Genomic DNA, 24,106 nt, shown 5'->3' with positions numbered 1-24,106 from the left:
CGCGCCCTGGCGGCGCGATACGCAAAGTCATTACGGGCAGGGGTAGGGGTGCTGCTCGTGTATGCGCTCGATGGCTGCGAGCACCGTGTCGTCGAGGTTGATCTCGGCGCTGCCGATGTCCTCGTCGAGCTGTTCCAGCGTGGTCGCGCCGATGATGTTGCTGGTTACGAAGCCGCGGCTGTTGACGTAGGCCAGTGCCATCTGGGTGAGGCTCAGGCCGTGTTCGGCCGCGAGAGTGGCGTACTGCGCCACGATGCCGTCGACATAGGGTGCGTTGTAGCGCTGGAAGCGCTCGAACAGGGTGATGCGCGCACCGGCCGGCCGCTTGCCGCCGAGATATTTGCCGCTGAGCACGCCGAAGGCGAGCGGCGAATAGGCCAGCAGGCCGAGGCCTTCGCGGTGCGCCACTTCGGCGAGTCCCGCCTCGAAGCTGCGGTTGAGCAGGCTGTAGGGGTTCTGGATGCTCGCCGGACGCGGCAGGCCGAGGGTTTCGGCCAAGTGCAGGTAGCGCATCGCGCCCCAGGGCGTTTCGTTGGACAGGCCGATGTGGCGGATCTTGCCCTGCTCCACCAGGCGCGCCAGCGCGGTCAGGGTTTCCTCGATCGGGGTGGCGTCCTCGTCGGGGTCGTGGGTATAGCCGAGCTGGCCGAAGAAGTTGGTGTTGCGGTCCGGCCAGTGCACTTGATAGAGGTCGATCACGTCGGTGTTGAGGCGGCGCAGGCTGTCCTCGACGGCCTGCGCGATGTGGGTCGCCGTCAGGCGCGGGCCACCGCGCAGATAGCCGAGGCCATTGCCGGGGCCGGCCACCTTGCTGGCGAGCACGATGTCGTCGCGACGCCCCGTCTTCTTGAGCCAGCTGCCGATGTAGGACTCCGTGCGTCCCTGGGTTTCCGCGCGTGGCGGCACGGGGTACATCTCGGCGGCGTCGACGAAATTGATGCCGGCGGCCAGGGCGCGGTCGAGCTGTGCGTGTGCCTCGGCTTCGGTGTTCTGCTCGCCGAAGGTCATGGTGCCGAGGCAGATCAGACTGACCGACAGGTCGGTATGTCCCAGGGGACGATGTTGCATGCGGGGGCTCCTTGGGTGCGTGGGCGATGAGTCAGAGAAACAGGGTGAGAACGCCGGTGAAACCGTAAAGCCGGTTGCGGAAGATCTCGCCATTGGCGAAAAAGCCGACCAGCGGCACGTCGCCTAGCGCGTCCTGGATGATGCGCAGTTCGGCGGAGTCGTCGCCGAACTGGTAACGGCCGCGGCCGACGCAGGAGATGTAGACCGCGCCGCGCGGCGAGCTGTTCATGCGTCCCTGGAGGTCGCCGAGCATGCGTTGCAGATCCACGCGCGCGGTGTTGCCATCGCGCCGGCAGAACATCAGCTCGCCGCCCTCCTCGGCGTAGTCGCCGATGGCGACGATCTGACGGGGCTGGTCGACGCCGACCAGGTTGCGGATCAGATAGTCGTCGTCGTCGCTACCAGGCACCGGCAGGCCGGCGAAGATGTAGCCGCCGACGCGGTTGAGGTCGCGCGCGAGTACCTCGCCGATGTCGGCCTTCATTACTTGGAGCGCCGGCTTGTGATCGAGTTCGATCACAAGGTTGCGGTCGCTGCGGGTGATGCGGTGACGGGGGCCGATGGGCGTGCAGCCCTGCGTGTGGGCGGTGACCAGGCCGACTTCCGGCCCGAAAACGACGCCCGACAGGCCGCCACCCACCACCAGATCGGCGACCTGGCGGTGATCGCCCTGGCTGGAGGTGATGCCGCCGAACATGAACAGATTGGGCACGGCGTCGGCCAGTGCGCCGATGAGCTGAGGCGTCCGCGGGTTGGTGGGATCCCCATGCACCAGCGCCACCATGGTTTCCTCGCGCTGAAGCCAGTCGCGGTGCAGCGCGAGGTAGTGCGCGGGGTCGCTGTCGATCAGCGGCATCATGCGGAAGCTTTCCGGCGGGAAGTCGCCGACCAGCGCGCACAGCGCGGGTGCGTCGTAATATTCGAACCCGGTGACGCTGACGGCCACGCCGACGGTGCCCACCCAGTGCGGCACGCCGGTCACCTCGCGCAGGCCTTCGACCAGTTCATCCAGTCGCGGCGCCAGTGCGTCGGTGAGATAGAGGATGCCGAGGCTGGCGGAATCGGGCAGCGGGCCGAGCTGGCGTGCGCAGTCGGCGATCAGTTGTTCGGGGTCGATGCCGGTGGTGTGGGCGAGTGCGAAGCGTTCCATGGGGCGTCGATTCGGTCCGTCGGCTGTGGCGATGAGCGGTTGGGCGCGGCGATTGCCGACGCTACAGGCTGTCGAGCATGGCGCGTGCCTCGTTGTCGGTCAACGGCATGCCGGTTTCCGCTTCGAGGGAGGCACCGTCGGGGCGCAGGCGCGCGTGATGGCGTTTGGCGATTTCCTCCAGAAACCAGAAGATTTCGCTGGGATGGACCGGCTGCTCGCCGCGCGTCAGATGACGCAGGAAGATCGCCTCGTCTGTCACGCGCATCAACAGCGGAAGTGGCAGCGAGAGCGGCAACACATGCTGGCGCACCAGCCACTCGACCGGCGTCGGATCGCCTTCGCCGAAGTGGCGCACATCGATGCGGAAATGGCCCCCGCCGCCGGGTTGCTTGAGCAGCTCCGCCAGCCAGTCGGGCGGGAAGCCTTGGTGCACGATCAGCACGCGGCCTTGGTAGCGCGCGCGGAATCGCGTCAGGGGAGAACCGGTGGATCGCAGGGGCATGGGCTCCGGGCGTGGCGTGACCTCGGGAGCATGATAGCACCCGAGGTCACGTATCTCAGCCCTGCCCCGGCCGGCGCGGCCGGCGACCGTTCAATCGCGTTCTGCGAGCATGCGGTCGATGATGGGGCCGAGGATGATTTCCATGGCGAAGCCCATCTTGCCGCCTGGCACGACCAGATCGTTGCGGCGCGACATGAACGAGCCCTGCAGCATCGCCAGCAGGTAGCTGAAGTCGACGTTGAACTTGGCCGGATCCTTGAAGCGGATGATGACCAGGCTTTCGTCCGGCGTCGGGATGTCGCGCGCGATGAAGGGGTTGGAGGTGTCGACCAGGGGCACGCGCTGGAAGTTGATGTCCGTGTGCGAAAACTGCGGCGTGATGTAGCGCACGTAGTCGGGCATGCGGCGCAGGATCGTTTCCACCGTGGCCTCCGGCGCGTAGCCGCGCTCGGCCTTGTCGCGGTGGATCTTCTGGATCCATTCGAGGTTGACGATGGGCACCACGCCGATCAGCAGGTCGACGAAACGGCCGGCATCGATCTCGCCGTCGCGCACGCCGCCGTGCAGGCCTTCGTAGAACAGCAGGTCGGTGCCTTCGGGGATGTCTTCCCAGGGCGTGAACTCGCCGGCCTTGAGGGCGCTGCCGAGGCGGCTGTTGTGTTCGGCGGCCTCTTCGTCGCTGTGCAGGTAGTAGCGCTTCTTGCCGGTGCCCGATTCGCCGTAGGCGCGGAAGGTTTCCTCTATCTTATCGAAGAGATTGGCCTCGGGGCCGAAGTGGCTGAAGTGGTTGTTGCCCGCCTCGGCCGCCTTCTTCATCGCCGCCTTCATCTCGACGCGGTTGTAGCGATGGTAGCTGTCGCCCTCGATGATCACGGGCTTGATCGATTCGCGATGGAAAATGTGCTCGAACGCGCGCTTGACGGTGGAGGTGCCGGCCCCGGACGAACCGGTGACCGCGATGACGGGGTGCCGCTTGGACATGTCGGTGACTCCTTTACTCGTAGGGAAAATCCGTCGGCCGGAACCGCGCTCGGGCAGCCGCCCCGCAGGGCGCTGCGCCACGGCGTCGCCGCGCAAAACCATCGCATTCTAGCGGGGATAATGGCGCGGCGCGAGAAGGCCGTTCAGAAAACGAGGTTGAGCATGACCAGCATGACGACTAGAAACAGCACGCTCATGATGCCCCCGGCGCGCAGGAAATCCTTCACCCGGTAGCCGCCGGGACCCATGATCAGGGCATTGACCTGATGGGTGGGGATGATGAAGGAGTTGGAGGTGGCCAGCCCCACGATCAGCGCGAACAGGCGCGGGTCGCCGCCGGATTCGACGGCCATGCTGATGGCCAGCGGCACCAGCAGCACGGTGGCGCCGACGTTGGACATCACCAGCGTGAACACGGTAGCGAGCACCGCGACCATGGCCTCGATCACCCACAGCGGCGCGCCGCCGAGCAGCTGCAGGGTCTGCGCCGCGACCCAGGCGGCGGTGCCCGTCTGTTCCATGGCCATGCCCAGCGGGATCAGCGCGGCAAGCAGGAACACGGTCTTCCAGTCGACCGCCTTGTAGGCCTCGTCCATATGCAGCACGCCGGAGATCACCATGCCGATGGCGCCGACCATCAGCGACAGCGACAGGCGCAGCGGCGAGAACAGCACCAGGCCGATCGCCAGCGCGAAGAAGAACAGCGCGAAGCCCAGCTTGTGCGGACGCTCCTCCTCGTGCGGGTACTCGGTGGTCACCACCACGAAATCGCGGTCGTGGTCGATGCGCGCGAGCGTTTCCCAAGTGTTGTGGCAGACCAGCGTGTCGCCGGGCTGAAGTTCGACGTCGCGCAGGCCCTCGCGCAGGGTTTCGCGACCGCGGTGGATGGCCAGCACGGCCAGGCCGTAGGTCTTGCGCATCCACAGTTCGCGCAGACTGTGGCCGATCAGCCGCGAACGGGTGGGGATGACCACCTCGCAGACGCCGGCGCGGGTGGGCGCAAGCAGGTCGTTGAAGACGTCCAGTTCGGGTTTCGGCGTCAGCGAGGTCTCGTCGAGGTAGGCGACCTGCCGCGTGCGCTCGATCATCAGCACCAGGTGTGTGCCGGCCTCGATGGTCACGTCGCGCGGCGGCGCGATCATCGGCGTGCCGCCGACCAGCGCCGCGATGATGTGGATGCCGTCGCCTTCCTCGATTTCGCCGACCTGGCGGCCGGCGAGTCGGCTTTCGGGGCTGACGCGCGCCTCGATCGCGGCCAGATCGAGCCCGTAAAGCCGGCGGAAATAGCCCATCACGTCGGTGCCGCGCGCGCCGGGGGTGTCGTTGCTCGGCAGTACGTAGCGCCCAGCGAGTACGAAGTAGAGAATGCCGGCCGCGACCAGGGCCAGGCCGACGGGCGTGACTTCGAAGAGCTTGAAGCGGGCGACGCCGGGTGGCAGCAGGTCATTGAGCAGGATCAGCGGGCTGGAGCCGACCAAGGTGACGGTGCCCCCGAGAATCGCGCAGTAACCCATGGGCATCAGCAGGCGCGACATCGGCAGGCCGGTGCGCGCCGAGATACGCGCGACCACGGGCAGGAACAGCGCGGCGGCGCCGACGTTCTGCATGAAGCTCGAGATCAGGCCCACGGCGCCCGAGATCAGCGGGATGATGCGCCGTTCCGTGCGCCCGCCCACGCGCAGTATCGTGCCCGCGAGACGTCCCATCATGCCGGTCTTGTCGAGTCCGGCACCGATGATCATCACCGCGATGATGGAGATGACCGCGTTGCTGGCGAAGCCTTCGAACAGCCTTCTCGGGTCGGTCAGTTTTTCCAGCCCGGGCACCAGGGTGAGCAGCCCGAGCAGGACCATGATCAGCACGGCGGCGACGTCCACGCGCACGATTTCGGTCACGAACAGCAGTACGGTCAAGGCGAGCAGGCCGAGCACCACCATCATGGCGGGCGTCAGGCTCATGGCTTCGGTCATGCGATTCCCCCGGGTCGACTTCGACACCAGCATAGCCCACACCGCCGCGCCGCGCCGCCGGGGGTGTGCGTCTTGGCGCGTGATGGTAGTCTCGGCGGATTTGGCGGCTGCGGTATCCGCCTTGCCGAGCTTACGGGTCCACGTCATGAAGCCACTGTCAGCATTCGCCCGCGCACTCGCCGCCGCTCCGGCCCTGCTGCTGCCCACGGCTGCCTGGGCGAACGCCGGCAGCCCGCCACCGGCGTGGGATCTCACCGGCAGCTGGTATGGCATGGCTGCCCTGCTGGTGTTCGTGCTTGCCTATCTCCTGGTGGTGGCCGAGGAGGCGCTGCATCTGCGCAAGTCCAAGCCGATGATGATCGCCGCCGCGGCGATCTGGGTGCTGGTGCCGCTCGCCTACGCCGCGCATGGCAATACCACGTTGCCGCAGGAGGCGATCCGCGAAAACCTGCTTGAATACGTCGAGCTGATGCTGTTCCTGCTGGCCGCGATGACCTACATCAATACCATGCAGGAGCGCGGAGTGTTCGACGTGCTGCGCGCCTGGCTGGTGTCGCGCGGCTTTTCCCTGCGCAGCATCTTCTGGATCACCGGCCTGCTGGCCTTCGTCATCTCGCCGGTGGCCGACAATCTCACCACCGCACTGCTGATGGCCGCGGTGGTGATGGCGGTGGCGCGCGACAATCCCCGCTTCGTGGTACTCGCCTGCATCAATATCGTGGTCGCGGCGAACGCCGGCGGCGCGTTCAGCCCCTTCGGCGACATCACCACGCTGATGGTCTGGCAGCGCCATATGGTCACCTTCACTCAGTTCTTCGACCTGTTTCTGCCGGCGCTGGTGAACTGGCTGGTGCCGGCGGCGATCATGTCCTTCGCCGTGCCGCGCGGCAGGCCGCGACCGCTGACCGAGCAGGTGGTGCTGCGACCGGGCGGCGTGACGGTGATCCTGCTGTTCTTCGTCACCATCGCCAGCGCGGTGGTCTTCCATCAGTATCTGCATCTGCCGCCGATGCTGGGCATGATGGCCGGTCTTGGTCTGCTCAAGCTCTACGGCTACCGCATCAAGATGCGCGAACGCCGCGAACTGGCCGGCATGAACGGCGGCAACGGGCATGCGCAGGCGTTCGACGTGTTCGAGCAGCTCCAGCGCGCCGAGTGGGATACGCTGATGTTCTTCTACGGCGTAATCCTGTGCGTCGGCGGCTTGGCCGCCCTCGGCTACCTGGCCCTGGTGTCGGAGGCTCTGTACGCGGGACTCGGCGCAACGCCCGCCAATGTCATCGTCGGCCTGCTGTCCGCGCTGGTGGACAACATCCCGGTGATGTACGCGGTGTTGACCATGCAGCCGGACATGTCGCACGGGCAATGGCTGCTGGTCACGCTGACGGCGGGCGTGGGCGGCTCGCTGCTGTCCGTCGGTTCGGCAGCCGGTGTCGGGCTGATGGGGCAGGCCCGGGGCATCTACACCTTTTTCGCCCACTTGCGTTGGACCTGGGCGGTGGCGCTGGGTTATGCCGCCGGCATCCTGGTGCATCTGTGGCTCAACGCCGATTTGATGCGCCTGCCCGCCGGCGGCGGTTGAGCGGCGGCGGGGTGCACAGCGCATGAACGGGGAGGCAGGCTATGTCGAATGAAGAGACTTCGCGGGGTAGGCGACGCGAATCGGCAGACGATGCGCGCTGGCGCGATCTGCTGGCGCGCGTGCGACGTTTCATCCGACTGGACGACGACACGCTCGACCTGCTTGCCCGCCATGCCCCGCTGTTGACCGCCGACGCCGAGACGTTTTCGCAGCGCTTTTACGACTACCTGCTCTCCTATCCCGAAACCTCGGTGCTGTTCGAGCGTCTGGGGCCGGATCGTCTGCACGAACTTACCGTGGCCCAGGCCGGGCACCTGCGCGGCCTGATCGCCGACTGGCCGGAGACCGCCGGCCGTTCCGTCGGCCGTGTCGCGCGGGCGCATTATGCCCATGAGGTCTCGCCGGTCTGGGTGGCGGGCGGGTTCAGCCTCTATCTCGATCATCTGGAGGCACGCATCCGCGAACTGCCGCTGGAGGAGCGGCCGCCGTTGCGCTCGGCCGTGTTCCGCGTGCTGCTGGCCGACATCATGTTGCAGTTCGCGGGCTTCGAGTCGATCCACAACGAGACCATGACCGAGCGTGCGACCATTTCCCAGGCGCTGATCGAGACCACGCTCAAGCTCGCCGATCTGGCCGCGCCGGAAGACGTGCTGGCGAGCATCTGCACCGAGCTGGTCACGCGTTCGCGCCATCTGCCAGCGGTCTGGTTCGGTCTCATCGAAGACACCCACACGCCGATCCGAGCCTATGCCGGTGCCGGCCGGCGCCAGCTCTGGGAGACGGTGGAGGTGGACTACGATCCCGCCGATCCGTTGTGGCGGGCGCTCGACGAAAACCGCCTGCAGGTGCTCACCTGCCAGGGCCAGGCGGTGCCGGGCTGGTGCGCCTGGCGGCAGGGCATCGAAGCCGTGGCGATCTTCCCTTTCGGCCGGGTCGGCGGTCTGCGCGGTGTGGGCGTGGTCTATTCCGACCGCAGCTGGTACTTCGACCATATCGACCTGACGCCCTTCGGCGCGTTCGCGCGGCTGGGGCAGGTGCTGCTTGGGCTCAAGGAGAGCCATTTGCGCGATCCGTTGACCGGGCTGCCCAATCGCGGGCTGTTCATGGACCGTCTGCGCCATGCGATGGCGCAGAACCTGCGCCGCGATCGCATGCTTGCCGTCGGCATGATCGATCTCGACGGCTTCAAGGCGGTCAACGACCGCATGGGGCATCCCAGCGGCGACGCCCTGCTGCGCGAGGTGGCCACGCGTGTCCAGGCGGCCCTGCGGCAGGGCGATACGGTGGCGCGTTTCGGCGGCGACGAATTCGGTCTGCTGCTGCCCGACCTGCGCACGATCGAAGAGGCGGAGGTGGTGATTGAACGCGTGCAGCAAGCCTTCACGCCGGCGTTTCATATCCACGGCGAGCAGGTTCAGGTCGGCGCCAGCCTGGGATTGACGCTCTACCCGCTCGACGACGTCGATGCGCAGGATCTGATCCGTCATGCCGACATCGCGCTCTACCAGGCCAAGGACGCCGGTCGCGGCGTTCACCGCCTGTTCGAGCGCGACCGTGAGGACCACCTGCAGCGCATCGATCTGTTGCAGCGGGAATTCCTGCAGGCGATGGCGCGTGACGAGTTGGTGCTGCACTACCAGCCCAAGGTGGACATGTCGACGGGCGAGATCTGGGGCGTCGAGGTGCTGGTGCGTTGGCTGCGGCAGGGCGAGCTGCGCATGCCGGCTGGTTTTATCGAGGCCGTGGAGCAGCGGGCACCGCTGATCCGACAGCTTGGGCGGCACATGCTCGAGGCGGCTGCGAGCCAGATCGACCACTGGCTGGGAACCGGGCGCCGATGGTATGTCTCGGTCAATATCGGTGCCCAGCATCTGCTGGACCCCGCGTTCATCGAAGACGTCGACGAAGTGCTGGCGCGGCATCCGGCAGCCGCGGCCTGGCTGCAGATTGAGGTCACCGAGCAGGCGGCCCTGCGCGATCTCGAAAGCACGCGCCGCGCGCTCGCCGCCTGCCGCGCGCGCGGGCTTGCGGTCGCGTTGGACGACTATGGCACGGGGCATGCCTCGCTGACCTATCTGCAGGAGCTGCCGGCCAATCAGATCAAGCTCGACCAGCGCTTTGTCGGCCGCTTGCTCGTCGAGCCGCGGGCTCTTGCGATCATCGCGGGGACGCTGACTTCGGCACGACTGCTGGATCTGGACGTCGTTGCCGAGGGCGTCGAGTCGGTGGAGCAGGGCGAGCTGCTGCTGCAGCTCGGCTGTCAGGTGGCCCAGGGTTATCTGATCAGCCATCCGCTGCCGGCCGACGCGTTGACGGCATGGGCCGACGCCTGGCTGCCGCCGCCGCAATGGACCGGCGGCGAGAAAAGCGTGTGGTTCACGCATGAGGATCTGCCGTTGCTGATGGCGCGCACGGCGCATCGCTACGGCGTTTCGCAATTGCTCGGCGCGCTGGCCGTGCCGCGCAGCGAGGACCACCCTATGCTGGCGGCTCACGACAGCGTGGACGAGCGGCACTGCAGCCTGAGTCACTGGCTGGACGGAGCCGGAAGCCGCCACCGACACCAGCCCGGATTCGACGCGCTGCGGCAGCTGCACCACGCGTTGCATGAGCAGGCGGCCGCCGCGGTGCAGGCATGGCAGGCGGGTGGGCGTGCCGAGCTGGCACATGCCGTCGGGGCCTTGCAGCAATGCGCGCAAACGCTGGACGAGGCCCTGCTCGACCTGGTGCGGCGGATCGCTGGCGGCGGCTCGCCGCTGGACGACTGAGGCGCCGCCCCGGCTCAGGGCAGTTGGCTGCTCGCCTCGCCGCGCGCGCCGCGTTGGGCGACACGTCCCGCGGGCCGGCGGATTCGGGGCGCGTTGCCTGGCTGTACCAGGCGGTAGCCGTATCCCTTCACATTACGGATGGTCAGGGGGACGCCCTGGCGGGTCAGCGAGGCGCGCAGGTTCCGCACTTGCGAGGCGAGCCGCGCGCGCGCGCCCGAGCGGCCGTCCCAGAGCAGCGCCTCCAGCTGTTCGTACGAGGCCGCCCGTTCGCCATGATCGCATAGCACCTGCAGCAGCTCGATTTCCTTGGCGCGCAGGGAAATCGGCCAGCCGTTGAGGTAGGCGCGATGCGTGAGCGGGTCGAGGCCGAGTGGCCCGATGTAGCTGTGATTCGGGTAACCGGCGGCGCGGCGGAGCAATGCACGCACACGCAGCAGTATTTCGTCGTTCGAAATGTCCTCGTGCGTGCAAAACACCGGGGCCCATCCGTTGACGTGATACAAATCGCAGTGCGCTTCAGACCGCAGCAAGAAAACCGGCGTGCATCCATTGATCCGCCCCGCCAGATCCCGTTCGACGGTTTGCGCCCAGGCGCGGACGTCGGCATGTCCGAAACCCGACATCAGGATCGCTGAAAATTCGCGAGTCGACAGTTGCTCTCGCGTGTGTTCCAGCGACTTGGCATGCGCGATCTTAAAGCCATCCCTGATCAGAAGCTGGCGCAGGGCAAATGCCTGGCGATTATCGCCTGAAATCAATATCCAGCGCATATTTTTTACCTTAATAAAAGGTTAACGGTATATTCATTAAAATGAAATTTAATATTCAAATCATTGATAGATATGAATTTATCTCCTTCGATGCAATGTTTTTTAAGGTAAATGAAAGGCGCCAACACGCCTCGCTCAGCAAACTGGCTCTCGCCGGTCACGAGTCGCTATGACAGGGGTTCGTGGGAATCGTTTCGGTTCATTCATATAAACGATTGATGGCCGCATGGATGCAATCTCGATAACGGCGGTATGGGTTACGCATGGCGCAGGCCTGAAAACGGAGCGTTGTCCGCAAGCAGTATCGGCGCATGCCGATACGACGAATTATCTGCGTGCAAATGGTCGTTAGAGTGGGCGATCGGTCGGCAGCAGACGCGGATCGGGCTTTGCTTTCGGGTATGCCGGCCGTGTCTTGCATGGGGGTCACGATCATCGACCGCGTTTCGAGGAGTTTGCAATGCGTTTCAGGAATTTCAGGAGGAATCAGCTGGCCCTGTCGATTCTTGCTGCCATGCCCGTCGTGGCCATGGCGGCGCCGGCCCAGTCAACCACACAGCCCAAGGAGGCGGCATCAGCAAGCGACACGGCTAAATCGGCTTCCTCGCCGGTATACAATGTCGGCGTCGTCAGCGATCGCCTCAGCCCACTGGACACCCTGGGCAAGCTGCCGAGCATGAAGCACATCTTCGATTCGACCCAGTCCGTCAAGGTGATCGGCAAGCAGGAGCTGGATACGGTCGGTCCGGGCATGGGAGCGGGTCAGGCGCTTGAACAGGCGCCCGGCGTGAACGTCCTCAACGACGGCCCCAGCGGCGCGCCGCGCGCCAGCATCAGCATCAACGGCATGAAGACCGGATGGGGAAATATCGGCGGCAACGCCAACGACGGCATGGTGATGGTGACCTTCGACGGCGTGCCGATGATCGATCCCGCCTATGGTGTCTGGCAGGCATCCGAGGTGCCGCAGATATCCATGTTCAAGGGGATTTCGGTGACCTATGGGCCAGGTTATCCGGTCAACCGGTGGTACGACAATATCGGCGGCTCGGTCAACTTCATGCCGCTGCAGCCGAGCGCGAAACCTGGCGTCACGATCGGCGGCTTCGTGGGGAGTTTCGACACCCAGGGCGCTAATTTCAGCGCACAATCCGGCAGTATCGACGGTTGGTCGACGGTGGTGGCCGGTGGTGTCGGCAGCAGCGGCAATTTCGTCAACGGTTACGGGTTCAACAATCCGGCCAACAACTACGCGTATTACGCCAAGACGACCAAAACGTTCAACGGCGGTCATCTCAGCTTCGGCGCCTATACTTCGCATTCGGTGGCCTATCGGCCGGTACCCATACCGGTCAGTCCCAACAGCAACGTCACGATATACGGCGTCGATCCCAATACCGGGAACCCGATACCGGGGCCGGTCTACAGTCAGTCGACCACTGGCTATTACACTTCGCTGCCCAAGTCGACCTACTGGAAACGCGCGTTCGTCAACACGACTCTGATCTATTCTAAATTCGAGGACGCGCTCACGCAGGATACGCATCTGCACAATATGCTGTTCTACCGTTATGGCAACCGTATTCATCTGCACTACAACAATCTCGGTCAGTCACCGAGCGTGCTTTACCAGTATTACAATGCGACCAGCCATACGTATGGCGACAAGCTATATCTGAGCTTCGCGCTGCCCTACCATAATCTTGTTTCGGTTGGCGGCTATTTCGTCAACAATCAGTATTACTCGCTGCTGGATTTTTACAATCCAACGCAGACCGTCAATGTGAATGGTCAGACGCTCTACCATAGTCTTTCTCTGCCGCATCATTTCCACAGCTCGTATCTCTACGAAACCGATCTTGCCGCATTCGTTCAGGATGATTTTCAGCCGACGGACCGTTTTCGCATCACGCCCGGTATCCGCGTGGTGAATTTCAAATCCAATTTCGTCAACAATGCAGCCGCTGCTTTTCCGATAAATGTGCAATATGCGATCGGCAACAACGGCGATACGCAGCCGAACTCCGAAACCAGTTTCACCGAGGTAGAACCCTCCATTGGCGCCAACTGGAAGATCACCAAAAAACTCGCATTGTATGCCAATTACGCGACCGGATATCGTTCTCCGGCGGGTGCGACCGGTACCTACGCGCATTTCCTGGTTTCGACCCTCAAGCCACAGAAGTCGACCCAGTACCAGATCGGGGTCAAGGCCTATCTGCCGCACGACGGCTACCTGCGCAATGCCCTGCTCAGCGTCAATTACTATCATCTGGACGACACCAACGAGATCATTCCGATTCCGGTCGTGAGTCATGCCTACAGTCTGTTCGCGTCCGGTTCGTCGACGTTCGACGGGGTCAATCTGTCGTTCGTCGACAATCCCGTTTACAGCCTGCATCTGTTCGCGAATCTCAGCATCGAGCGTGCGGTGTACTCGAATTACGTCAGCCCCAGTCATGGCTCGTATAACGGCAAGCCGATCTCCAACGTGCCGGATCACACTGTCAATGCGGGCGTCTTCGACGAGTTCTACCGCGAGGGCGTGATCTACAAACCTCGGTTGTGGTGGAACTACACCGGTGCCCAGTACATTTACAACAACAATACCGGGGCGCCGACCACGCAAAAACTGCCTGCCTTCGGTTTGTGGAATGCCGGACTCAAGATCGTCCTCGGGCGCCAGGTCGGATTCGCCGGCATGAAGTCTTTGTCGCTGCGATTCGATGTGACCAACCTGCTGGGCAAGAAATACAACGCCTACGAGTATATTTCCGGCGGCGGTTACTACGGCATCGCCGGCCAGCTACTGGCCGAGCCTGGTGCGCCACGCGCGTATTACGCCAGCGTTGAGGCGCATTTCTGAGTCGGTGCGGCGGCGGGGCGCTGTTGCGTCGCCGCCGCGCAGGCTGGTGCGTGACCGCATTCACGATGCTGAAATTGGAAATTCACAAACAGTGGCAGTTCATAAAAAAATAATTATTTTCATATCGTTGCGTGTTTTTCTGAAATCGCCTTTAACAGGCTGTTGAAAAAGTCCTGTAAACCCGGAAGATTGGTTTTGTATTGTTGAGTGAGGGTTGTGGCCGATGCGCGGTGCCGACATACATCAGGATGGGCTGTTCAGCACGGTCAGCCCGGAGCAACGGGTGCCGAAGGACCATCCTCTGCGCCCGATCCGGCGGATGGTCGATCAAGCGCTCAAAGAACTCGACGCTGACTTCGATGCGCTGTATGCCCATATGGGCCGTGACTCGATCCCGCCGGAGAAGCTGCTGCGCGCGCAACTGTTGATGGCGTTCTACACCATCCGCAGCGAACGCCTGTTGGTCGAACAGATCGACTACAACCTGCTGTTTCGCTGGTTTGTGGGCTTTTCCATGGACGATCCGGTCTGGCACCACTCCACGTTTACCAAGAACCGTGACCGCCTGCTTGCAGGCGATGTGGCCCGCACCTTCTTCGCCCGGGTGCTGGATCAGGCCCGTGCGGCCGATCTGCTGTCTAGCGAACACTTCAGCGTCGATGGCACGTTGATCGAAGCGCTGGCCTCGCACAAGAGCTACCGGCCCCGGGACGAGGACGCGCCGCCGAGCGGTGGCGGGCGCAATCCCACGGTGGACTTTCGCGGGCAGAAGCGGTGTCGGGAAACGCACGTCTCCAGGACCGACCCGGATGCCTTGCTGTATCGCAAGAGCGAAGGCACGACCGCCAAGCTCAGCTACCTCGGACACCTGCTGATGGAAAACCGCCACGGCCTGATCGTCGAGTCGCAGACGAGCCAGGCCACCGGCACGGCCGAGCGCGAGGCCGGTGTCGAGCTTGTCGACGCGCTCGGCGGGAGCCACCGGATCACGCTGGGCGCGGACAAGAACTATGACACGCAAGGCTTTGTGGCGGCGATGCGTGGACGAAACGTCACGCCGCATGTGGCTCAGAACACGGCCGGGCGCCGCTCGGCCATCGACGGGCGCACCATCGGCCATCCCGGTTACCGAACCAGCCTGACGATCCGCAAGCGGATCGAAGAATGCTTCGGTTGGCTCAAGACCATTGCGGGTCTGCGCAAAAGTCGGTTTGTCGGACGCGAGAAACTGGATTTCCAGTTTGTGCTCAGCGCGGCGGCCTACAACCTGGTGCGGATGCGCAATCTGGGACTGGCAGCATGTTGAAGGCACACATCAAGGGATCGGTGCGCCCAGAGATCGGGATTTGGGCTGTTTTCGGGAAAAATCAGGCCCCAGATCCGAAGGGGCACGTCGCCAATGGACCCTGATCAACATGATAACCGCTAAATCGGGGGAATTTTCAACAGCCTGTTAAGGAATCTGAAAGATGGGCGGTATGGTTTATGCGCAGACTTGTCGAGTGCTGTCGGTGTGGCTCGGGGCGGCAGGCATGGCAGTGGCGCAGGGGCACACGGGGCGTGAACAGTCAGTTGGGTACGCGTTCGCCCCGATCCGACACACCACCGGCAGCGGTTGTTCCGGCGGCAACAGCGCCGGCGCCATCCTGGTGGGTCCGGGGGCGCTGCGCGAGCGGTACGTGTCGGCGCACCCTCGGTTTCAGGCGTCATGACTCCGTGATGACGGGGATTCGCGGGCCGTACCGGAAACGTACGGCCCGCGCTTCTTGGGGCGGGAGGCCCGCGCGGGGTTCAGTCTTCGGCCAGGCGGTAGCCGATGCCGCGCACGGTCTGGATCAGCGGCTTGGCGAAAGGTTTGTCCACCTTGCTGCGCAGGCGGTGCACATAGACGTCCAGCACATTGTCGTTGGGGTCCGCCTCGATGCCCCAGACGCGCTCGACCAGTTCTCCGCGGCTGAGGGTGCGGTCGGCGTTGAGGGCCAGCAGGCGCAGCAACTGATATTCGCGCATGCCGAGGCGCAGGTGTCGGTCGCCGCGCCAGACATCCACCGACGACAGGCCGATGCGCAGATCGCCGACCACGCAGTGCCCCTCGTTGAGCGCGGCCGGCGTGATCGCATGCAGCGCGAGCAGGCGCTGATGCAGGGTCTGACCGGGCGTGTCGTCCGGCAAACAGTCGTCGGCACCATGTTCGAGTGCGGCCAGGCGGCCGCTGTGACTGAGCGGGGCGACCACGAGCAGCGCAGCCTTGCCGGCGCGTGCGCGCGCAGCGGCAACGTGCTCGACCACACGGTCGTCGAAGCCATGCATGATCACCGCCTCCGCGTGCGGCCAGGCATCGTCTTCGGCCTCCGGCCAGGGTCTTTCGTTGATGGATTCGCAGCGCGTGCGCAGCGCGGTGATCAGACGCCGGGGAGAGTGTCCAGGCTCACAGAGCAGGAGGAGTTGCATGGGTATCGGGCCTCTTGGGACTGATCCGGCGGGTGGCCAGCGCGTAGCCGAGCGACTTGACGCGCTGTACGCGAACTGGGGCGCTCTTGCCGCCCAGCCGGCGGCGCAGATGATGCAACTGCACCGCCAGCCGTTCGCGGCAGTAGGGTCGATCGGGCCACAGGCTGCCGGCCAGGATGGTCGGCGGCACCGGACGGCCCTGAGCCTCTATCAAAAGGTTGAGCAGCCTGAATTCCATCGGACGCAGGGCGATGGACTGGCCGTCGAGACTGACGCGCGCGCGCTGCGGATCGAGTCCGAGCGCGCCGAAGCGATGGTGCCGCGGGTAGCCGTCGGCGCGACGCAGCAGGGCACGCAGCTGCGCGAGCAGCAGGGATTCGTCGGCCGCGCCGGCCTGCCAGAACAGCGGCAGCCCGTCCGCCGCGGCCGCGTCCGGTGCGGTGTCGCATACGGCGATCATCGGGATGGAGCGGGCGCCGCGTGCCGAGAGCGCCGCCCGGGCCAGCCGGGAAAGCGAGGCGGCGTGCGCGGGCGTCAGCCCGACGAACAGGGCGCCTTCATGCGGGCGGGCGCACAGGCCCGCAACGGCCTGGCCCGGCTCGTCCACGGCGCTGACGCGAAAGCCTTCATGGCGCAGCCGACGCGAGATCGCTGTCGCTCGGGGGCCGTTGCCCGCCACCAGAATCCAGCGCATCGAGAGTTCCTGAAATCAAAGCGGAACAAAAATTTCACCGCCGCGAAACAAACGCGTAAGCGGATGAATGTAAAGCACGATCTGGGACAAGTTAAATATCGTAAAGGTTCCTGAAAGGTTATTGGTAAAGCTTATCTCCGAGACTTGCGGCCCCCGTCATCCATACCCGGATTCAAAAAAAACAGGAGCGCAAGTCATGGAGTTTCGTCGCAAGTACCTGGCCCGCATGGTGCATCTCGCCGCCGTGGGCGGCCTTTGCCTCGCCGGCGGCATCGGCAATGCCCATGCCGACGCACTGAATCTCGGCACCGTGAGCGCGAGCAACGGCAGCACCGCGTCCGCCGAGAGTCAGAAGTCCGCGCCGCACCAGGCACCGAGCAAGACCCCGCTCAAGGCCACGCAGCCGACCGCGGTGATTTCGCACCACTACATCAAGAACAACGTGCAGCTGAGCGAAAACTACGGCTCGATCGCGGCCGTGTCGCCCAGCGTTGCGGTAACCGACCCCAACGGCCCCGGTTTGATGGAATCCCAGTTCCTGAGTCTGCGCGGCTTCCAGGACGGTCAGTTCAATGTCACCTTCGACGGCATTCCGTGGGGCGACTCGAACGACTTCACGCACCACTCGACCAACTACTTCATGGCCAACGACATCGGCCACGTCAACGTCGACCGCGGTCCGGGCTCGGCGAGCACCATCGGCGACGCGACCTTCGGCGGCACCATCGCCATCCGCTCCAAGATGCCGAGCGCGGCACCCGGTCTCGTCGCCACGCTGTCCACCGGCAGCTTCAACACGCAGGTGCAGGGGCTGCAGTTCGATACCGGCAACATGCAGCACTACCACGACGCGCGCGCCTTTCTCGACATCGAGAACCTGTCGAGCGACGGCTATCTGACCTACAGCAGCCAGAAGCGCCAGAACTACTTCTTCAAGGTGCTGCGCCCGATCGGCGACAACACCCTGCTGACCTTCGTGGCGATGCACAACGATATCCATCAGAACGTGCCGATCGGCGCGACCATGGCACAGATCAGGAAATACGGCTGGAACTACGGCCTGAGCAACGACCCGACCCAGCAGAACTACTACGGCTACAACTACGACAAGATCTCGACCTACATGGCCTACATCGGCCTGAGCGCCGTGCTGGGCGACGGCATCCGGGTCGATAACAAGCTCTACACCTACGGCTACAACCATGCCGGCTACAACGGCGCCGACCCGAACGGCGAAACGCCCAACGGCACCAACATCGGCAACGCCCTCGACGCGCAATACGGCACCACCCTGTACGCCAACGACGTGCCTGGCCAGCGCATGACCATGGTCTACCAGAGTGTCGGCGACACGCTGCGATTCGTGCAGCCGATCGCCATCGGCGACCTCAAGTACGGTATGTGGTTCGACCACCAGTGGAACACCCGCAGCCAGTACGAAATCGACTGGACCCTGGGCGGCGCGCTCAACATCAATGCCGGCAAGGCCGGTCCCTTCGGCGCCACCGACCGTCTGATGTACGACACCCTGGATTCGGCCCAGCCCTACCTCGAACTGGACTGGCGCATCACGCCGAGCCTGACGCTGACGCCTGGCGTGCGTTACGCCTGGTTCAAGCGCTATCTCGACGCGCAGGTCAACCAGGGACCCACCAATGCGCCGGCGACCGTGTCCAAGACCTGGTCCGACGCGATCCCGTCGGTTGCGCTGCACTACCAGGTCGCGCCGCACTGGACGGCCTACGGCCAGGTGGCCAAGGGTTTCCTGGCACCGAACCTGAACCTGTTCTACACCGCCGACCCGAACTCCAGCATCAACAGCGTCAAGCCTGAGACCACCATGAACTACCAGGCGGGTACGGCCTACCAGACGCGGAAGCTGGCGCTCTCCGGCGACGTCTATTACATCGACTTCAACAACTCGGTGGCCTCGCGCACCGTTGCCGGCAACACCGTCTGGTACAACCAGGGCGGCGTGATCTACCAGGGTGTCGAGGGCAGCGCCACGGTTTACGTGGGCGGCGGCTTCAGCGGCTACGTCAACGGCAGCCTCAACAGCGCCAAGACCAAGACCACCCATCAGTGGATCGCCAACGTGCCGAAGACGACGGCCGTGGTCGGCGTGGTCTACAACCACGGTGCCCTGTACGGCTCGCTGCTCGACAAGTATGTGGGTTCGAGCTATGGCGACAGCGGCGAAACCCAACCGATCAACGCCTATTCGGTGGCGAATCTGTCGCTGGGCTACAAGCTCGACGCCGGCCTGGCCCACCCGGTCGACGTGCGCCTGAAGATCGACAACCTGCTGGACAAGAAGACCATCATCAACCTGGCCGGCTACACCGGCGGGGCCAACACCCCGCTGTACTGGACGCTGCCCTCGCGCAGCATGGAACTGAGCGTGTCCAGCAAGTTCTGACTTCGCAAGAAGACATGATGACTCCATTGGGGCACAGGGATGTGCCCCGTTCTTTTTGAGGGGGCGTCAGGGAAGACCGGCCCACAACGAATTTTCGTCGCCGGCGCGCGCGTCGGCGGCATTCCGTCCCGGCCGCGGGTGCGGCGGGTGCGGCGGGTGCGGGAACGGCAGGATTTGGCGCGATGTGCGTCGTGAAACGATGAAGAGGTACAAGGCATGCGCAAGTTGGTGCTGATCGTGGTCGTGGCCGTGGCGGCGGCCGCCGTGTGGATACTCTGGCCGCAGTCCCGCCAGACCCTGGTGCTGTACAACGCGGTGGACTACGGTCCCGCGGTGGCCAGGGCCTTCACCAAGAAGACCGGCATTCCGGTCACCGTGATCACCACCTCCACCGGGCCGTTGATCGCGCGCGTTTCCGCCGAGGCCGCCCGTCCGCAGTGGACGCTGGCCTGGTTCGACGGCGCCACTGCCGCCGCCGGCCTCGACAAGGCCGGTCTGGTGGCCGAGGGCGTCCTGCCCAAGGTGTCGTGGAACAGTGAAGGCCGCAAGCTGTTGCCGAGCAACGGCGCCTACGTGCCCACCGGCTACACCCTGTCCGGCGTGTTCGCCTACCGCCGCGACGGCCTGGCGCCGCCGGCGAGCTGGCAGGGTCTGCTGACCCCGGCCTACCGCAATGCGGTGGGCATGAACAATCCGGCCGTGTCCGGGCCGACCTACCCGCTGCTTGCGGGCATGCTGCAGACCGCCGGCGGCTGGCCGCAGGGTCAGAAGTTCATGCTGGCGCTCAAGCAGAACGGCCTGCAGGTCTACCGCACCAACAGCACCACGCTCGCGGCGCTCAAGAGCGGCGAGATCAAGATCGCCATGGTGCAGTCCTCGGCCGCCTACTATCTGGCCGACAAGCCCGGCTCCGACATCGCGGTCAGCGTGCCCGATCCGGCCTTCATCCTGCCGCGCGTGATGGTCGAGGCGCCGCATCTGTCGCCCGCGGCCAAACGCGCGGCCGCCGCCTTCATCCGTTTCGTCATGAGCCCCGAGGGCCAGGCGCTGGCGATGCGCGACAAGGGTTCCGACGGCCTGTACTGGCCGGTGACCACCGACGCGCCGGCGGACAAGCGCATTCCAGACCCGGCCACGCTGCACCTCGAAAGCGTGCCGCCGCCGCAGTGGGGCCCGCTCGAATCGACCATCAATCAGTGGTTCACGCGCACGGTGCTCGGTCAGTGACGACGACCTGGTCGCGCCGGATTGCCGGCCTGCTGCTGGTCGCGCTGCTGGCGCTGTTCTTCGCCTATCCGCTGCTGCGTTTTCTCGCCCTGCCGTTCGCGACCGCGTCGGCGTCGGATCACGGATGGCTGAACGGCCTGCTGGTGGCCGTGCGCAACACCGCGCTGCTCGCGCTGGGCGCGGCCTGCATCGCGGCGCCGCTCGGCGCGGCCATCGCGTGGCTGCTGGAGCGGCGCGCCTCGCCGCTGAACCACGCCATGACGGCCGCGCTGTGGCTGATCTTCCTGGCCCCAAGCTACCTGCTCACCACCGGCTGGCAGATCGTGTTTCGCGAGCAGGGTTTGCGGCATGGCCTGGCCGCGGCGCTGTTCTTCAGCCCGTTCGGCATCGTCGCCCTGCTCGCGCTCAAGGCCCTGCCGTTCTGCGCCTTCGTGGTGCGCCCGACCTGGGCGGGCATGGGCCGCGAGCTGGAGGAGGCGATGCGCGTGCATGCCCTGCCGCTTGCCCGGCGGGCAGGTCTGACCCTGCGCCTGGCGCTGCCGGCCGTGGCCGCCGGCTTCGTCATCGCCTTCATCGAGAGCGTGCAGGAGTTCGGCATCCCGGCCACGCTCGGCGCACACCTGCGCATGCCCATCCTGACCTACGCGATCTACGAGCACCTGAGCACCTCGCCGCTCGACTTCGCCGGCGCCGCGCGGCTGAGCTGGGTGGTGGTGGCGATGGCCGCCGGTGGCGCGCTGCTGCACCTTTCCCTGCATCACCGTCACAGCGCGGTGCTGGTGCACGGGCGCGCGCGGCATGCCGCGCCGCCGCCGCCGGGACGTGTCCTGCACGGGGCGATCCTGCTCCTGGCCGGAGTGTTGTGGGGGCTGGGCCTGCTGACGCCGGGTCTCGCCCTGGTCGCCTCGGCGCTCGCCGGACACGACTGGGCCGGCGACTACGCCAGCCTGTTCAACTCCACCGGTTTCGCCGTGCTCGCGGCAACCGCGAGTCTGGCCCTGGCCGTGACCCTGGCGCGCGCGTCCAACCGCAGCGGGCAGGGGCTGGCCGTGGGCATCGAGCTGTTCACCCTGAGCAACATGGCGATTCCGGGGCTGGTGCTCGGCGCGGCCTACCTGATGGCCTTCAACACGCCCTGGCTGCCGCTCTACGGCACCTCGCTGCTGCTGATCCTCGGCTACACCGCGGGTTACGCGCCCATGCTCACGCGTCTGCTGCAGTCGCCGGTGGCGCAGATCGACCGCCGTCTCGGCGAGGCCGCGCGCCTGCATGCCCTGCCGTGGGCCGCGCGCGTGCTCGACATCGAGGCCGTGCTGCTCGCCGCGCCGCTGCTGCGCGGCTGGCTGCTGGCCTTCGGCTTCATCCTGTTCGAGCTGCCGGTGTCCGAGCTGCTGTACCCGCCCGGTCGCGAACCGCTGGGCGTGGCCATCGTCCGTCTCAACCAGACCCTGCATTTCCACGCCGCGGCGCGGCTCGCGCTCAGCGGCTTCGCGCTGACCGCCGCCGTGGTCGCGCTCGCCGGGGTCGTCGCCTATCTGCTGCTGCCCGTCGGGGCGCGGAGGGTTACCGCATGAACGCATCGGTCAAAATCGAAGGCCTGTCCAAGTCGCTGGGCGGACATGCCGTGCTGCACGACGTGAATCTCGACATGGCACCCGGCGAGTTCGTCGTCCTGATCGGCGCCTCGGGTTCGGGCAAGACCACGCTGCTGCGCCTGGTCGGCGGACTGGAGCGCGCCGATGCAGGGCGCATCGAGATCGACGGCAACTGCGTGGACGCCCCGGCCGAGCGCCGCTTCGTCGCGCCCGAGCGCCGAGGTCTGGGCATGGTGTTCCAGGAATACGCGCTGTGGCCGCACCTGAGCTGCCAGGAGAACGTGACCGCCGCCATCCCGCGCGGCGAAAAGCGGCGCGAGGAACGTGCCCGCGAACTGCTCGAAAGCGTCGGTGTGGCGCATGCCGCCGGCAAGCGTCCGCATCAGCTTTCCGGCGGCCAGCAGCAGCGCGTCGGCCTGGCCCGCGCGCTGGCGGTGCGCCCGCGGCTGCTGCTGCTCGACGAACCGCTGTCCAGTCTGGACGTGGACACCCGCGACCAGCTGCGGATGGAGATCCGCCGGGTGGTGCGCGAGGCCGGGGTCGCCGCGCTATTCGTCAGCCACGATCCGGCGGACGCCTGGCGGCTGGCCGACCGGGTGGCCGTGCTCGAAGGCGGCCGGCTGGTGCAGTTCGACACGCCGGAGGCGCTGTACCGCGCCCCGGCCACGCCCGGTGTGGCGCGCTTCACCGGCGCCCAGGGCGGCTTCGAGGGCGATCTGCGCGGGCCCGGCATCGTGCTGGCCGGGGTCGATGTGGCGGCACATCATCGCCAGTCCGGGCTCAACGGCCACGGCGCGCTGTATGTGCGACCGCAGGGCGTGCGCGCCAACGGCGCGGCCGACGGGCTGCCGGCAGAGTGCTTGCATGCCGTGTTCGAGGCGGGTCGCTACCGCGTCTACTGGCGCGTGCCCGGCGTGGACCAGCCGCTGGTCAGCCTGGAGGACGCGCCGCCGCCGGCGCAGGCGCGGTTGCGCATCGAGCCGGAGCAGGCCTTCATCTTCGCGCCCGCACCGTCTCGTCAAACTACCGATTGATACGAAAAACACGCAAGGAGTAATCATGTCGTTCTGGGGAGTCGTCATTGCCACCTGGCTGGCCGCCACGGTCGAATGGGTGGAAGCCTTTACCATCGTGCTCGCGGTGGCCCTGAGCATCGGCTGGCGCAGCGCGCTCGGCGCGGCGGCGGCGGCACTGCTGCTGCTGACGGCGATGACCGCGGCGACCGGCGGTGCGTTGCATGCGGGGCTGGAACTGCCCTGGCTGCAGGGCGTGATCGGGGTTTTCCTGCTGCTGTTCGGCATTCGCTGGCTGGGCAAGGCGGTCGCCCGCGGCGCCGGCCTCAAGGCGCTGCACGACGAGGACAAGGCCTTCGCCAAGGCGCAGACGCAGCTGGCCGAGGACAGCCCGCGCGGCGCCTGGCTGGTGGCCTTCAAGGCGGTGCTGCTGGAGGGGCTGGAGGTGTGGCTGATTGTGGTCGCGCTCGGCGCGCCGACACACCGCACCCTGCTCGCCGCCGCTGCGGCCGTGGTCGCGCTGCTCGGCGTGGTGCTGCTCGGCCTGTTCATCCACCGGCCGCTGCGCCGCGTGCCCGAGAACACCATGAAGTTCGTGGTCGGCGGCATGATCACCGCCTTCGGCAGCTTCTGGACCCTGGAATCGCTGGGCTACGCGTGGCCGCTGGGCGATGCCAGCCTGCTGCTGCTGGCGGCCTTCTACCTGGGCGGCGGCTGGCTGCTCACCCGCCTGCTGCGCCGCGATCCGGCCGCCATCGGAGGTGCCGCATGAAGGCCCTGTTCAAGACCCTGTTCGGCGACTGGCGCACCCTGACCGTGGTCGGCGCCAGCCTGGCCGTGGCCTGGCCGCTGCTGCACAGCCCCTGGGCCGCCCTGGCCGGCTATGCACTGCCCTTGTGCCTGCTGGCCGGCTCAGCCTGGCTCGCGCGTCACTGAGACGCACGCAGCATCCGCCGTGGAACCAGCCGCCGCGCCGTGTCGGCGAGGCGGCAAGCCCGCCTGTCGTTTCCCGTCGCGTTGGCATTGATACTGCTTATAATGCGCGGACTG

General features: G+C 65.7%; 18 protein-coding genes. 10 read left to right on the top strand and 8 right to left on the bottom strand.

All coding sequences use genetic code 11. The features are described 5' to 3' along the window. Positions 1-30: 30 nt before the first annotated feature. From THPRO_RS08520 to THPRO_RS08500, 5 genes are all read right to left on the bottom strand, one after another. On the bottom strand, positions 31-1,068 hold the full coding sequence (locus THPRO_RS08520; protein WP_038088130.1) for an NADP(H)-dependent aldo-keto reductase: 1,038 nt from the start codon (positions 1,066-1,068) through the stop codon (positions 31-33). Between the two features lie 31 nt (positions 1,069-1,099). After that, positions 1,100-2,218 carry an FIST signal transduction protein gene (locus tag THPRO_RS08515; protein WP_038088133.1) on the bottom strand — a complete coding sequence of 373 codons (1,119 nt, stop codon included), beginning with the start codon at positions 2,216-2,218 and terminating at the stop codon, positions 1,100-1,102. Positions 2,219-2,279: 61 nt separating this feature from the next. Beyond that, positions 2,280-2,720, bottom strand: coding sequence for a hypothetical protein (locus THPRO_RS08510; RefSeq protein ID WP_038088136.1), 441 nt, complete (start codon positions 2,718-2,720; stop codon positions 2,280-2,282). Positions 2,721-2,810: 90 nt separating this feature from the next. Next, positions 2,811-3,701, bottom strand: a complete 891-nt coding sequence (locus tag THPRO_RS08505; RefSeq protein WP_038088237.1) for a phosphoribulokinase — start codon at positions 3,699-3,701, stop codon at positions 2,811-2,813. 143 nt (positions 3,702-3,844) lie between these two features. After that, on the bottom strand, positions 3,845-5,671 hold the full coding sequence (locus THPRO_RS08500) for an SLC13 family permease (RefSeq protein ID WP_065089595.1): 1,827 nt from the start codon (positions 5,669-5,671) through the stop codon (positions 3,845-3,847). A gap of 145 nt (positions 5,672-5,816) precedes the next feature. On the opposite strand from THPRO_RS08500, the gene nhaD reads away from it, so the two are divergent. Then, positions 5,817-7,253 (top strand): sodium:proton antiporter NhaD, encoded by a 1,437-nt coding sequence (gene nhaD, locus THPRO_RS08495; protein ID WP_038088138.1) that lies wholly within the window; start codon positions 5,817-5,819, stop codon positions 7,251-7,253. Positions 7,254-7,294: 41 nt separating this feature from the next. Then, positions 7,295-10,021: an EAL domain-containing protein gene (locus tag THPRO_RS08490; RefSeq protein WP_052064148.1), complete on the top strand. Its 2,727-nt coding sequence runs from the start codon at positions 7,295-7,297 to the stop codon at positions 10,019-10,021. Positions 10,022-10,035: 14 nt separating this feature from the next. Here THPRO_RS08490 and THPRO_RS08485 read toward each other — a convergent pair whose 3' ends face one another. Next, a complete protein-coding gene (locus tag THPRO_RS08485; protein ID WP_052064149.1) occupies positions 10,036-10,791 on the bottom strand; it encodes a winged helix-turn-helix domain-containing protein in 756 nt (251 codons plus the stop codon). Between the two features lie 460 nt (positions 10,792-11,251). Between THPRO_RS08485 and THPRO_RS08480 the strand changes: the two genes are divergently transcribed. Next, positions 11,252-13,657, top strand: a complete 2,406-nt coding sequence (locus THPRO_RS08480; protein ID WP_065089495.1) for a TonB-dependent receptor — start codon at positions 11,252-11,254, stop codon at positions 13,655-13,657. 223 nt (positions 13,658-13,880) lie between these two features. Continuing rightward, the gene (locus THPRO_RS08475) at positions 13,881-14,963 is read left to right on the top strand and encodes an IS5 family transposase (protein ID WP_038094256.1); all 1,083 of its coding nucleotides are present in this window, start codon (positions 13,881-13,883) and stop codon (positions 14,961-14,963) included. Between the two features lie 485 nt (positions 14,964-15,448). On the opposite strand, the gene THPRO_RS08465 is transcribed toward THPRO_RS08475, so the two are convergent. Together THPRO_RS08465 and THPRO_RS08460 are read right to left on the bottom strand one after the other, a co-directional pair. Next, entirely contained in the window at positions 15,449-16,108 is a 660-nt protein-coding gene (locus THPRO_RS08465; protein WP_052064360.1) for a winged helix-turn-helix transcriptional regulator, read from the bottom strand. Then, the gene (locus tag THPRO_RS08460; RefSeq protein WP_065089494.1) at positions 16,086-16,802 is read right to left on the bottom strand and encodes a winged helix-turn-helix domain-containing protein; all 717 of its coding nucleotides are present in this window, start codon (positions 16,800-16,802) and stop codon (positions 16,086-16,088) included. Before THPRO_RS08460 ends, THPRO_RS08465 begins: the two co-directional genes overlap by 23 nt. A 196-nt stretch (positions 16,803-16,998) precedes the next feature. Here THPRO_RS08460 and THPRO_RS08455 point away from each other — a divergent pair, with 196 nt between their 5' ends. From THPRO_RS08455 to THPRO_RS17115, 6 genes are all read left to right on the top strand, one after another. Next, positions 16,999-19,221: a TonB-dependent receptor gene (locus THPRO_RS08455; protein WP_082954541.1), complete on the top strand. Its 2,223-nt coding sequence runs from the start codon at positions 16,999-17,001 to the stop codon at positions 19,219-19,221. 216 nt (positions 19,222-19,437) lie between these two features. Next, positions 19,438-20,448, top strand: coding sequence for an ABC transporter substrate-binding protein (locus THPRO_RS08450; protein WP_038090362.1), 1,011 nt, complete (start codon positions 19,438-19,440; stop codon positions 20,446-20,448). Continuing rightward, positions 20,445-22,022, top strand: coding sequence for an ABC transporter permease (locus THPRO_RS08445; protein ID WP_052064362.1), 1,578 nt, complete (start codon positions 20,445-20,447; stop codon positions 22,020-22,022). The genes THPRO_RS08450 and THPRO_RS08445 overlap by 4 nt, the downstream gene beginning before the upstream one ends. Then, positions 22,019-23,077 carry an ABC transporter ATP-binding protein gene (locus tag THPRO_RS08440; RefSeq protein WP_038090365.1) on the top strand — a complete coding sequence of 353 codons (1,059 nt, stop codon included), beginning with the start codon at positions 22,019-22,021 and terminating at the stop codon, positions 23,075-23,077. The genes THPRO_RS08445 and THPRO_RS08440 overlap by 4 nt, the downstream gene beginning before the upstream one ends. Before the next feature lie 25 nt (positions 23,078-23,102). Continuing rightward, on the top strand, positions 23,103-23,828 hold the full coding sequence (locus tag THPRO_RS08435; RefSeq protein WP_038090366.1) for a COG4280 domain-containing protein: 726 nt from the start codon (positions 23,103-23,105) through the stop codon (positions 23,826-23,828). Next, positions 23,825-23,992, top strand: a complete 168-nt coding sequence (locus THPRO_RS17115; RefSeq protein WP_169817948.1) for a hypothetical protein — start codon at positions 23,825-23,827, stop codon at positions 23,990-23,992. The genes THPRO_RS08435 and THPRO_RS17115 overlap by 4 nt, the downstream gene beginning before the upstream one ends. Positions 23,993-24,106: the final 114 nt, after the last annotated feature.

The sequence above is a fragment of the Acidihalobacter prosperus genome (assembly GCF_000754095.2).
Lineage (GTDB): Bacteria > Pseudomonadota > Gammaproteobacteria > DSM-5130 > Acidihalobacteraceae > Acidihalobacter > Acidihalobacter prosperus.
This window is presented reverse-complemented; position numbering and strand designations above follow the sequence as displayed.